Origin of the sequence: Mesorhizobium intechi (assembly GCF_002879535.1) — a bacterium.
GTDB lineage: Bacteria > Pseudomonadota > Alphaproteobacteria > Rhizobiales > Rhizobiaceae > Mesorhizobium > Mesorhizobium intechi.
On record NZ_PNOT02000311.1, the window covers coordinates 1 to 11,810 of the forward strand.

At 63.5% G+C, this 11,810-nt stretch carries 11 protein-coding genes; 9 read left to right on the forward strand and 2 right to left on the reverse strand.

Going from position 1 to position 11,810, the window contains the following annotated elements:
* Nucleotides 1-167: 167 nt before the first annotated feature.
* Genes C1D09_RS26485 through C1D09_RS26505 form a run of 5 tightly spaced genes read left to right on the forward strand, consistent with a single transcriptional unit; the run spans nt 168 to nt 4,528 of the window.
* On the forward strand, nt 168-1,256 hold the full coding sequence (locus C1D09_RS26485; protein WP_143977012.1) for a Gfo/Idh/MocA family protein: 1,089 nt from the start codon (nt 168-170) through the stop codon (nt 1,254-1,256).
* A gap of 59 nt (nt 1,257-1,315) precedes the next feature.
* On the forward strand, nt 1,316-2,230 hold the full coding sequence (locus C1D09_RS26490) for a sugar phosphate isomerase/epimerase family protein (RefSeq protein WP_143977013.1): 915 nt from the start codon (nt 1,316-1,318) through the stop codon (nt 2,228-2,230).
* Between the two features lie 20 nt (nt 2,231-2,250).
* Complete coding sequence (locus tag C1D09_RS26495; protein ID WP_143977014.1) at nt 2,251-3,345, forward strand: fatty acid desaturase family protein; 1,095 nt, start codon at nt 2,251-2,253, stop codon at nt 3,343-3,345.
* Nucleotides 3,346-3,372: 27 nt separating this feature from the next.
* A complete protein-coding gene (locus C1D09_RS26500; protein ID WP_143977015.1) occupies nt 3,373-3,684 on the forward strand; it encodes a MocE family 2Fe-2S type ferredoxin in 312 nt (103 codons plus the stop codon).
* Nucleotides 3,685-3,724: 40 nt separating this feature from the next.
* Nucleotides 3,725-4,528 (forward strand): 3-methyl-2-oxobutanoate hydroxymethyltransferase, encoded by an 804-nt coding sequence (locus C1D09_RS26505; protein WP_143977016.1) that lies wholly within the window; start codon nt 3,725-3,727, stop codon nt 4,526-4,528.
* Here the strand turns inward: C1D09_RS26505 and C1D09_RS26510 are convergent, their stop codons facing one another.
* Entirely contained in the window at nt 4,529-6,037 is a 1,509-nt protein-coding gene (locus C1D09_RS26510) for an HAL/PAL/TAL family ammonia-lyase (RefSeq protein WP_143977017.1), read from the reverse strand.
* The gene (locus C1D09_RS26515) at nt 6,034-7,035 is read right to left on the reverse strand and encodes an ornithine cyclodeaminase family protein (RefSeq protein WP_143977018.1); all 1,002 of its coding nucleotides are present in this window, start codon (nt 7,033-7,035) and stop codon (nt 6,034-6,036) included. Before C1D09_RS26515 ends, C1D09_RS26510 begins: the two co-directional genes overlap by 4 nt.
* A gap of 115 nt (nt 7,036-7,150) precedes the next feature.
* Here C1D09_RS26515 and C1D09_RS26520 point away from each other — a divergent pair, with 115 nt between their 5' ends.
* The 4 genes from C1D09_RS26520 to C1D09_RS26535 all read left to right on the forward strand — a co-directional run.
* A complete protein-coding gene (locus C1D09_RS26520) occupies nt 7,151-8,584 on the forward strand; it encodes a DHA2 family efflux MFS transporter permease subunit (RefSeq protein ID WP_143977019.1) in 1,434 nt (477 codons plus the stop codon).
* Between the two features lie 269 nt (nt 8,585-8,853).
* A complete protein-coding gene (locus tag C1D09_RS26525) occupies nt 8,854-9,840 on the forward strand; it encodes an ABC transporter permease (protein ID WP_143977020.1) in 987 nt (328 codons plus the stop codon).
* 87 nt (nt 9,841-9,927) lie between these two features.
* Nucleotides 9,928-10,953: a sugar ABC transporter substrate-binding protein gene (locus C1D09_RS26530; RefSeq protein ID WP_143977021.1), complete on the forward strand. Its 1,026-nt coding sequence runs from the start codon at nt 9,928-9,930 to the stop codon at nt 10,951-10,953.
* 76 nt (nt 10,954-11,029) lie between these two features.
* A partial coding sequence (locus tag C1D09_RS26535) for an ABC transporter permease (protein ID WP_143977022.1) occupies nt 11,030-11,810 on the forward strand: 781 nt, incomplete at its 3' end.

The following is an 11,810-nucleotide window of genomic DNA, read 5'->3' on the forward strand; positions in this document are numbered from 1 at the left end:
AATAACCGCCAGTCCCAGGGAAGCACGCAAATTGGTGTGACCTTCGTTTTGGCGAAAGCTCCCCAGTGATCGGTGTCGCCGCCGGCGACGGTGATGGGAAATGATGGTGCTTGCCTTGGCTGACCGGCAAGGTGTGGCGCTATATGCTGTCCTCCAGGGAGGAATGGATGGCAGGCAACGATTTCGAACCGGATGTGAAGGTTCGCAGCAGGGAATACCGCATCGGCTGCGTCGGTGCGGGTATGATCATGGCCGAATGCCATCTGGCCGCCTATGCGCAAGCCGGGTTCCCGGTGGTTGCGATCGCCTCGCGGACGAAGGCCAGCGCCGAGAAGGTTGCCAGGCGTTGGAGCATTCCGATCGTTCGCGATACGCCCGAGCAATTGATCGAAGATTCCAAGGTCGAGATCGTCGACCTTGCCTTTCCGCCCGACCAGCAACCGGCGCTCATCCGTCATGCGCTGAAACAGCCACACATCAAGGCTATCCTGGCGCAGAAGCCGCTGGCGCTGTCGGTGGAGGAGGCTGTCAAGCTGCGCGACGAAGCCGCCAAGTCGGGCAAAGTCCTCTCCGTCAACCAGAACATGCGCTACGACCAGTCGATGCGCGTGCTGAAGCAGATCATCGGCAGCGGCGCACTGGGCGACATCGTCTTCGCGCAGATCGACATGCATGCAATCCCGCATTGGCAGGCATTCCTCGCGGACTATGACCGGCTGACGCTCGCCAATATGAGCGTGCACCATCTCGACGTGCTGCGCTTCCTGTTCGGCGATCCCCAGGACATCACGACGCTGACGCGCAAGGACCCGCGCACCGCTTTCGAGCATTCGGACGGCATCACCGTGTCGACATTGCGCTTCGCCTCCGGGGTGCTTGCCGTTTCTCTGGAAGATGTCTGGTCCGGGCCGCGACAGGAGGGCTATCAGGATGACCAGCACATCAACTGGCGTGTCGACGGCACCAAGGGTGTCGCCAAGGGCACGATCGGCTGGCCGACGGGCGTCGCTTCGACGCTGACCTATGCCTCGACGGAGACGACGAGCGGTGAGTGGGTGACGCCCAGTTGGGACACGATGTGGTTCCCGCACGCCTTCATCGGCGTGATGGAGCAACTGCAATATGCGGTGAAGACTGGCATGCCACCGGCCCTCTCGGTCGCCGACAACGTCAAGACCATGGCGCTGGTCGAGGCCGGCTACCGCTCGATGGCGGAAGGCCGCACCGTCAGGCTTTCCGAAATTTCGACCAACTGAACGCGGGACCGCGCAATAAGGCGTGGCGGTTGAATCGCTTAGCGGGAGAAGTTCACATCATGATGCAGGCAGGGATCTTCACCGGCTACTTTCCCTACGAACTCAATGAGGCGGCCAGGCGCATCCGCGCGCTCGGCTTCAACACCGTGCAGCTCGATCTGCATTTCCGGGATATCGATCTCACCGCCGGGCAGATCACCAGGGACAAAGCCCGAAAGGTGCGTGATACGTTCCGCGATCACAATCTGCCGGTCTGCTGCCTCTCCGGCTACACCAACATCGTCCATCCCGACAAAGCCGAGCGCGAGAAGCGCGTCGGCTATCTCAAGGAAATCATCCGAAACGCGCGCGAATTCGGTTCGCCCTACGTGATCTCGGAGACCGGGACCTACAACACCGAGTCCGACTGGGTGCATCACCCCAGGAACAAGACCGAGGAAGGTTTCGAGGAATGCCGCAAGGTGATTTCGGACCTTGCCCAGACCGCCTATGACCATGGCGCGGTCTTCCTGCTGGAAACCTACGTCAACAATGTCGTCGGCTCGGTCGAGGAGACGGTGAGGATGTTCGCGCATGTCGATCATCCCGGCCTCGGCCTGCTGATGGACCCGACCAACTACTTCGAGGCGCATAACATCGACCGCATGGACCAGGTGCTGAACCAGGTGTTCGACACGCTGACCGACAAGATCCGGATCGCGCATGCCAAGGATGTGAAGCGCTCAGGCACCGACAAGTCGGAAAAGCATGCCGATATCGGCGACCAGGACGCGCATGAGGGACTGACGTTCCGCGGCGTCGGCGAGATCGAGTTGCCGGCGCCTGGCCTCGGCTCGCTCAACTATGATCTCTACCTGAAGCGGCTCAGCGAAAAGCACCCGAACATCCCCGTCATCATCGAGCATCTGACCGAGGATGACGTGCCGCGTGCGAAAACATTCCTCGACGGGAAATTCCGCGCCAACGGCCTCTAGGTGCCGCGCGGGAGGTGACGATGACGACGGCAGCCAAGACGAAGCGCGACTACAGCCTGGTCGGCGAAAGCACGCGCAGGGCGATCGAGACCGGACTGGCGTCGGCCGAATGGTACCACACCGACGTGCCGCGCAAGGCGATGAAGGAATTGATGCAGCGCTCGGACGGCCCGGCGATCCGCGACACCATTGTCTGGCTCGCCGCCATCCTCGGCTCGGCTGCCGGCATCGTCTGGTTCTGGGGCTCGTGGTGGGTGGTGCCGTTCCTGTTCGTCTATGGCGTGCTCTACGGCTCGTCGAGCGACTCGCGCTGGCACGAATGCGGCCATGGCACGGCCTTCCGCACGCGCTGGATGAACGACGTCGTCTACCACATCGCCTCCTTCATGCTGATGCGCAATCCCGTACAATGGCGCTGGAGCCATGCCCGCCACCACACCGACACCATCATCGTCGGCCGCGACGCCGAGATCGCGGTCATGCGCCCGCCGGACCTGTTGAAGGCGGCGCTGGCCTTCACCGGCATTCTCGATTTCCGTTATTCTTTGCCGACGCTGGTGCGCCAGGCCTCCGGCACGCTGTCGGAGGAGGAGAAGAGCTACATCCCGGAGATGGAACAGCGCAAGGCTGTCATCGTCGCCCGCTGGCATATGGCCGTGTACGTTGCGACGATCGCTTTCGCGATCGCGCTGGGGTCATGGATCCCGTTGGTGCTGGTCGGCCTGCCGCGCCTTTACGGCACCTGGCACATGGTGACGACCGGCCTGCTGCAGCATATTGGGCTGGCCGACAATGTCGTCGACCACCGGCTCAACACCCGCACCGTCTACATGAACCCGATCAGCCGCTTCATCTACTGGAACATGAACTACCATGTCGAACATCACATGTTCCCGATGGTGCCGTACCACGCACTGCCCAGGCTGCATGAGCTGATCAAACACGATCTGCCCGAACCGAACCCGTCGATGTGGCACGCCTATCGCGAGGTCTGGCCGGTCCTGCTGCGCCAGCTGAAATACGAGGACTTCTATCTCAAGCGCGAGTTGCCGCCGACGGCCAGGCCCTATCGCGGCGAGTTCCACGAGGTCGATATCTCGGCTGCGGCCGAATAGCGATTGCGAATTTTGCAGGAGATCGAGATGGCCGATTGGGTTGAAGCGTGCGCGGTGAACGATGTCGAGGAAGAGGATGTCATCCGCTTCGACCATGGCGGCCGGACCTTCGCGATCTACCGTTCGCCCGATGACGAATTCTTCGCCACCGACGGCTACTGCACGCACGAGAAGGCGCATCTGGCTGACGGGCTGGTGATGGACGACATCATCGAATGCCCCAAGCACAATGGCCGCTTCAACTACAAGACGGGTGCCGCCAAGGGCGCGCCGGTCTGCGTCAATCTCGCGACCTATCCGGTGAAGGTCGAGGCCGGTAAGGTGATGATCCAGGTTTGACGCGCTGCAACTGATCCAGCATCACAGAGGGGGCGTTTTAATGAGCCGAAAGAGACCGACCGTTGCCGATCTGCGCGCGATGAAGGGCAAGCGCCAACTGACCATGCTGCGCGTGCTGAACCTGGACGAGGCGGCGGCCGCCGAACGGGCAGGGGTCGATATCGTCTCGGTGCCACCCGAACTGGTGCTCAACCCGCAGTATCGCGATGCCGCGCCCAGCCTGTTCACCATGCCGGGCGAGAATTTCTTCGAGATCGGCACGGCGGATGATTTCGTGCGCTGGGCCTTCCGGCTCTACAAGGCAAGCGCCGACGCGGTCTATTGCAGTGCCGGTTATGCCACGATCAAGCGCATGGCGGACGACGCCATCCCGGTCATCGGCCATGTCGGCCTCATTCCGTCGCGTGCCACCTGGACCGGTGGCTTCAAGGCGGTCGGCAAGACCGCCGACATTGCCCTCCAGGTTTTCGAGGCGGTGAAGCTGCTTGAGGCCGCCGGCGCCGTCGGCGCCGAGATCGAAGTGGTGCCGGTCGAGGTCGCCAAGGCGATTTCCGAGCGCACCTCGCTGCTTATGCTGTCGATGGGGGCGGGCACCGGCTGCGACGCCCAATATCTGTTCGCCGACGACATCCTCGGCCAGAACCGGGGCCATATGCCGCGCCACTCCAAGGTCTATCGCAACTTCGCCGCCGAGTATGATCGGCTGCAGGCGGAGCGGGTGGCGGCGTTCTCCGAATATGTCGCCGACGTCAACAGCGGCGCCTATCCCGAGGACAGGCACGTCGTGCACATGGACCCAGCCGAGCTCGGCCTGTTCATGAAAAGGTTAGACGCAAAGAGCTGATTATTCGATTTCCTTGCTGACCGCCGCAGCGCCTTGCCACGCTCCGTCGGCGAGCATGGCGTGGAGCACCTCGGCGTCGGTCCCTAGCGGCCGGTCGTCTTTCAGCATCGATACATGCGCGCGCACCGCCGCATAGATCGCGCCAGTGCGCGGCGCCAGCGTCAACCCTTCACGCAGGTCGACGGCTTGGGCGGCGGCCATCAATTCCAAGGCGATCAGCCGCCGCCACAGCGCGATCATTCCGGCGCATTTCGAAACGGCGAAGGGCGACTGGGTCGCATGGTCCTCGACGCCTTCCGAAACGGGCAGGAAGTCGAGCATCACCGGATTGGCCTTGTGGCGGATGGCAGCCAGGATCGATGTCGCCGTCTTCTGCAGCGGCACGAAACCGGCCGAGGCGCCGCCGATGGGCGACAGATATTTGGTCAAGCCGTTGCGGCCCGAACCGGTGAGCTGGATGAAGCGGGCAACGCTGGCAGCGGCGCATTGCGCGATGGCCAGGCCGAGCGTCTCGAAGGCAAGCGAGAGCGAGGCCGTGTGGAAATTGCCGGTCGACATCACCAGTTCGTCGTCGCCGATCACCAGCGGGTTGTCGGCGGCGGCGTTGAGTTCGATCTCGACAGCACTCCTTGCCTGGCCGATCGCCTCGATCAGCGCGCCGTGGATCGACGGCATGCAGCGGATCGACAACGGATCCTGTATCGTCGTGGGCGCCGGCAGTTCGTCGCGGGCGAGAAGGTCGTGCAAGGCCTTCGCCGCCTCCTGCTGTCCGGCAGCCGGCCGCGCCATCTGCAGGCGCGGATCGAGGATGGTGCGGTTGGCGCCAAAACCTTCCATGGTCAGCGCGCCGGCCTGCTGCTGCTGGGCCAGCGCCGACAGCGCATCCGTTATCGCGAGGGCACCGCTGCCGGCGGAGACCGCCGAGGCGTTGATCAGCGACAGTCCATCCTTGGGAGCCAGGCTGATCGGCGCGAGGCGGGCCATCATCAGCGCCTTGGCCGCCGGCATACGCCGGCCCTGATAGTCGGCTTCGCCTTCGCCGATCAGCAGGCGAGCAAGCGCGGTCATCAGCACGAGGTCGCCGGCGCCGATCGAGCCGAGCGACGGCATCACCGGATGGACGCCGGCATTCAGCGCCTCGACCAGAGCGACGAAGACCATGGGCGACAGGCCGGAGCCGCCAGCCGACAGCATCGACGCGCGGGCGACCATGGTGACCCGCACGGCCTCTACCGGCAGAGTTTCGCCGACCGCGCCGCTGCGGCCCTGCAGCAATTGGCGCTGGAAGGCGCTGGCGTCGCCTTCGACGAAGGTGCCTAGATTGGCGCCAAGCCCGGTGTTCAGGCCGTAGATCTGCTGGCCGGAGGCCGCGGCCTGGTCGAGCACCTTTCGCGCCTTCTCCAGCCTGCCGATGATTTCGGATCCGATCTCTACCTTGCGCGCCTGGCGGGCGACGGTGGCGACATCACCGACACAGACGCCGGCTCCGGTGAGGACCAGCGCGCTCATGCGAAACGCAGCCTCTGGCCGATGGCTTTTTCTCCTGCCTTGGCGAGCATCGCCTTGCCCAGCGCAATGTCGGAGAGCGACAGGCCGCGATGCCAGAACAGGATGGTCTCGTCGTCGCTCTGCCTGCCCGGCTTAAGGCCGGCGGCGACCTGGCCGAGTTCGGCGTGCAGCGTCTTTTCGCTGAGCCGTCCCGTCTCGACATGGGCGCGCAGCGACCCGAACTTGCCGCCCTTGCACTGGCCCCAATCGTCGACGACCATCTTCTGCATGATGTCGGTCAGCGACAGCTCCACCGCGCTCATCGTGCCATAGGGCACCACCAGCGCGCCGGGCTTGATCCATTCGGTCTTGAGCAGCGGTTGTGGCTGCGGCAGCCGTGAGGCCTCGACGACGATGTCGGCGCCCTCGACGCAGCTTTTCCAGTCGGCTACGGCCGTGACCGTCTTGCCGAGATCGGCGGAGAGCTTGGCCGCAAAGCCATCACGGCTTTCCGGGCGGCGCGAATGGACGCGGATTTCATCGAAGTCGAAGAGATGGTCGAGCAGCCGCACGTTCCAGTAGGCGGTGCCGCGCGCGCCGACATGGGCCAGCACCTTCGAATTCTTGCGCGCCAGATGCTTGGCGCCGATCGCGGTGACCGCACCGGTGCGCATGTCGGTGATGACGGTGGCGTCGAGAATGGCGCGCGGCGTGCCGGTGCGTGGATCAAACAGATTGAGGATGCCGAATTCCGAGGGCAGGCCGTGCAGGTAGTTGTCGACATAGTCGCCGACGATTTTCACGCCCGCCGTGTCGAGCGGCGCCACATAGCCGCGCAAGACATTGAAATGGCCATGGAAGGATGGGTCCGGTTCGAGATGGACGCGCGGCTCGATCACCGTCTGGCCCTTGCCCTGGGCGACGAGGCCAGCTTCGACCGCGGCGATGATTTCGCCATCGGTCATAGCAAGCGCTTCGATGTCGAGGGCATTGAGATAGTCGATATAGATGGGCTTCATTTTACGCGCGCACCTTCTCACCTCGCCCATCCCATAGCAGGCCGCGACGCGACACGAAAGTTTGTTGCGCTGTGTCTGGACGCCGCCGGCTAAATGCTGTTCAAACCGGACCGACATGACTGCCATTCCCGAGACTGAGGCCTTGCCGGAAACGGCCACCAATGCGCGGCGCGTGGCGCTGATCGTTGCCATCGCCTTCTTCATGCAACTGCTCGATTCGACGATCATTTCGACATCGCTTCCGCAGATGGGCCAGTCCTTCGGCGTGCCCGCGGTGGCGATGAGCATCGGCATCACCGTCTACATGCTGACGATGGCGGTGTTCGTGCCGCTGTCGGGGTGGCTCGCCGACCGTTTCGGCGCGCGCAACATTTTCCTCTTGGCCATCGCGCTGTTCACGCTGGCCTCGCTCGCCTGCGGCTTCTCGCAAAATCTGACTGAATTCGTTGCCGCACGTGCCGTGCAGGGGCTGGGCAGCGCGCTTATGACGCCGGTGGGCCGCATTCTCGTCCTGCGCAATGCGTCGAAATCCGAGCTGCTCAACGCTACCGCGCTGATCACCTGGCCGGCGCTGTTCGCGCCGGTGGTCGGTCCGGTGCTTGGCGGCTTCATCACCACCACTCTGTCCTGGCACTGGAATTTCTTCATCAACATCCCACTTGGGCTGATCGGGCTGGTGCTGGTCGCCCGCTTCGTCCCGGGAGATCGCGAGGCGGACCCGAAGCCGCTCGACGGGCCGGGATTTTTCCTGACGTCGCTTGGGCTCGCTTGCCTGCTCTACGGCCTCGAGCGCATCGCGCATCCCGAGGATGGCGTGCTGCCGACCACGGCGCTGATCGCGGCGGGGGTCGTTATCGGCTGGCTGGCAGTGCGGCATCTGCGGCGCGCTCCGCATCCGCTGCTCGACCTCTCCTCGTTCAAGGTGTTGACCTTCGCCATCTCGACGCTTGCCGCCGGCACCATCTTCCGGGTGGCGATCAACGCCACGCCGTTCCTGCTACCGCTTTTGTTCCAGCTCGGCTTCGGCCTCTCGCCTGTCGAAGCCGGCCTGATGATCCTGGCCTATTTCCTCGGCAATCTCGGCATGAAGACGGTGACGACGCCAACGCTGCGGCGTTTCGGTTTCCGCTCGGTGATGGTGATCAACGGCATCATCGCCTCGGCCTCGATCATGGCTTGCGGGGTGATCTCGCCGCAGACGCCGCAGGCACTGGTGGTGGTGCTGATGCTGATCGCCGGCCTGTCGCGCTCGATGCAGTTCACAGCGCTCAACACGCTGGCCTTCGCCGATATCGACGCCGCGCAGCGCAGTTCGGCGGCGACGTTGTCCTCGATGCTGCAGCAGGTGGCGATGCTGTTCGGCGTCGCCGTGGCGGCGGCGATCCTCAACCTCTCGCAGATCGCCAGGGCCCAACCGTCGCTCGACCTCGTCGATTTTCGAATCACCTTTTTCGTGATCGGTGCTATCGGGCTGGTGGCGGCGCTGCGTTTTCTGGTGCTGCCGCCTACTGCGGGCGCCGAGGTTTCCGGCCACGCCGCGGGGAATTGAAAATCGGATTTTCTCGCCTGATGCGAAGATAAATTCCGCCTCATCCATTCGCCTCGATGCGGCACTTTCGCGGATGGCCGCGTTGATGCAATCGATTGCCAAAAGTGCAGGAGTTTCCGGGCATTGCGCCAGTTTTGGCAATCGATGCGTCCACTCGGCGAATATTGGCATAACGCCGCGTTCTGAACGCGGATTCATTTGACGAACTAGCGCAGAGCCGATTAGCTTTTGCTTTCGGGATGGCAGCGCTGCCATCGGGGCAAACGCACATGAATGCGATCGGCTGGCTAAATCCCAGGAGCCTGAATCAGGAAGGCATTGTCTTTGCCATCGCAGTGATGCTGTTCGTTGCAGCTGCCATCGGCCTGCCCGGCTTCATCGACCCCAACAACCTCGTCGCCATCGTCAGGTCGGTGTCGGTGCTGGGCATATTGGCGCTCGGCATGGCGGTCGTCATCATCGGGCGCGGCATCGACCTGTCGGCCGTGGCGATCATGGCGATGTCGGTCGCCTGGTATCTGCAACTGCTCAACACCGGCACTTCGGACGGGGTGGCCTTCGCCTACGTGCTGGCCGGCGTGCTCGCCATTGGCCTGCTCAACGGCTTTCTCGTCGCCTATGCCGACGTGCCGGCGATCTTCGTAACACTGGCAACCGGCTCCTTCGTCTTTGGCTATGTGCGCTCGCAACTGATCACGCAGGACGCTGTGCCGGTGCCGCAGGGCCATTGGGTCGAGCTGCTTGGGGGCCTGCGCTTTCTCGATATCCCGATCGAGGTGTTCGTTTTCGCCGGCCTGGCTTTCCTGTTCTTCCTGTTCCTGCGCTTCACCAAATGGGGCCGCTATATCTACTTCGCCGGCGACAATCCGGTCGCCGCCCGCAACATCGGCATTCCGGTGCGGCCGATGCTGGTTTTGCGCTACGTGCTCTCCGCTTTCGTGGCGCTGATCGCCGGCCTGCTGACCGCGGCCAGCCTGCATTCGATCAACACCCGCGTCGTCAATTCCACGCTGCTCTACGACATCGTGCTGGTGGCGGTGATCGGCGGCATTGGCCTGTCGGGCGGCAGGGGCGGGGTGCGCAATGTGCTGGTGGGGGCGGCGCTGATCGGCATCCTGCTCAACGCCATGACCATTATCGACATTCCGCTGCTCTACCAGAACCTCATCAAGGCGGCGATCCTGCTGGGAGCCATCATTGTCGACGGCATCATCAACCCGCGCGACGAACAGACCGCGCAGCAGGGTGACATTTAGAGCAGATGGGCTCGCCCATCTGCTCAGGGGTACCCGGCGCGATCGCGACGATCGGCCGGCAATGAAAACCGAACCAGAGGACGTGACATGAGACTGATCAAGACACTTATGGCCGCCGCAACGGCGCTCGCCGTTACCGCCTTCGTGGTGCCGACCTTCGCCGCCGACGATCCAGGCCCGGCGGCCTACGCACAGGCGCTGAAGGGCAAGCGGGTCATGCTGGTGCCGCTGGCGATGGGCTTCGACCTGGCGCAGGGCTGGGCGCACTATCTGAAGAAGGAGGTCGAGGCCTGGGGCGGCACCTTCGAGACGCGCGATCCGAACTGGGTGGTGGACGCAGGCGCGCAGGCGATCACCGATGCCATCTCGTCGGACACCAGGCCGGACGTGCTGATCATCCACGCCCCGGACCTCAACTCCTATTCCAAGCTGATGAAAAAGGCGCAGGCCGCCGGCACCTACGTGCTTCTGGTCGACAACCCCGCCAACTTCCCGGCCGACGCCTTCGTCGGCAGCGACTGGGACCGGTTGGGTCAGCTCGAGGCCGAAGCGGCGATCAAGGGCTGTGGTGAAAACTCGTCGAAGAAGATCGGCCTGGTGCAGGGTGACCAGGCGAACTCTTCCAGCCTTTATCAGTATGCCGGCATCATGAAGGTGTTGGACAAGCATCCCGACTTCAAGGTCGTGGCCAAGCCCGACTCCAATTGGGACGCCACGACCTCGCGCAACGTGACGACCACGATGCTGCAGCAGAACCCGGACATTTGCTCGATCATCGACTTCTGGGACGGCGACGCCACCGGCGCATCCGCCGCGATCCGCGACGCCAAGCTCGACGGCAAGGTATTTCTGGTCACCACCGGCGGTGGTGAAAAGACCGCCGACTGCGACAAGCTGGCCGACGGCACCTATGGCGCCGTGGTGATGACCGATCTTGCCCGCCAGTCGGGCGACATGAACGCCATCATCAAATTCCTGTTGCAGAGTGGCCAGCCGGCCGGCACCTCGCACACCTACATCTACACGCTGGAGAAGGCGACGACCAAGGCCGACCTCAAGCCCGACAGCTGCTGGGATTTGAAGGCGCTGCAGGCCGAGGCGACGGCGAAGTAAGCCACGCGGGTCGAATAGATTCTACGAGGTGGCCGGATAAGTTCGGCCACCTCTTTCTCGTGATCAACGGAAACCAATGTCCCTACGCGAACGCCTGCAGTCCTGGCGCTACAACCTCGTGCCAGACCATCTGGTCGGCGAGATCCTGACCAAGCGCTGGACCGACAACGCCATTCCCTTCCTGGCGCTGGTGGTGACATTGGCGACCTTCGGCTCGGTCATTCCCGGCTTCTTCAAGCTGAACGCGCTGCAGGAATCGACCCGCCAGCTCGGCGAATTCTCGATGGTCGTCACCGGCATGACGGTGGTGATGCTGGGCGGCGGCATCGATCTCTCGGTCGGCTCGATCTTCGCGCTGTCCTGCTTCTCCGCCGTCTACGTCTTCTTCATCCTCGAACAGTCGATCTGGCTGGCGATGGTCGCCTCTCTCGCCACCGGCCTCGTATTCGGCGCCATCAACGGCTACCTCGTCGGCTACCTCAGGCTGCGCGCCTTTCTCACCACGCTGGTCACCTTCATCTTCGGCCGGGCACTGTTCGACATTCTCGTCACCACCTATGCCGCGGACGTGCAGCTTTCGACCGCCACATCCGACGTGCTCGACTTCATCGGTGACAGCACTTTCTGGGGCCTGTCGGTCTCGGTGTGGCTGGCCATCATCCTGGCCATCGTCACCCATATCGCGCTGACGCGCTCGCGGCCGGGCTGGCATGTGCTGGCGGTCGGCGGCTCCAGGCGATCGGCCCACAATGCCGGCATCCGCGTGCGCCGCACCGTGTTCATGACCTATGTCTTCTCCGGCTTCTGCGCTTCGATCGGCGGTTTTCTCATCGCCTGCCGTTTGAGCGGCGCAGGGC

Coding starts and splice junctions, on each gene's coding strand:
- C1D09_RS26485 (WP_143977012.1), top strand. CDS start 168: ATGGCAGGCAACGATTTCGAACCGGATGTGAAGGTTCGCAGCAGGGAA.
- C1D09_RS26490 (WP_143977013.1), top strand. CDS start 1,316: ATGATGCAGGCAGGGATCTTCACCGGCTACTTTCCCTACGAACTCAAT.
- C1D09_RS26495 (WP_143977014.1), top strand. CDS start 2,251: ATGACGACGGCAGCCAAGACGAAGCGCGACTACAGCCTGGTCGGCGAA.
- C1D09_RS26500 (WP_143977015.1), top strand. CDS start 3,373: ATGGCCGATTGGGTTGAAGCGTGCGCGGTGAACGATGTCGAGGAAGAG.
- C1D09_RS26505 (WP_143977016.1), top strand. CDS start 3,725: ATGAGCCGAAAGAGACCGACCGTTGCCGATCTGCGCGCGATGAAGGGC.
- C1D09_RS26510 (WP_143977017.1), bottom strand. CDS start 6,037: ATGAGCGCGCTGGTCCTCACCGGAGCCGGCGTCTGTGTCGGTGATGTC.
- C1D09_RS26515 (WP_143977018.1), bottom strand. CDS start 7,035: ATGAAGCCCATCTATATCGACTATCTCAATGCCCTCGACATCGAAGCG.
- C1D09_RS26520 (WP_143977019.1), top strand. CDS start 7,151: ATGACTGCCATTCCCGAGACTGAGGCCTTGCCGGAAACGGCCACCAAT.
- C1D09_RS26525 (WP_143977020.1), top strand. CDS start 8,854: ATGAATGCGATCGGCTGGCTAAATCCCAGGAGCCTGAATCAGGAAGGC.
- C1D09_RS26530 (WP_143977021.1), top strand. CDS start 9,928: ATGAGACTGATCAAGACACTTATGGCCGCCGCAACGGCGCTCGCCGTT.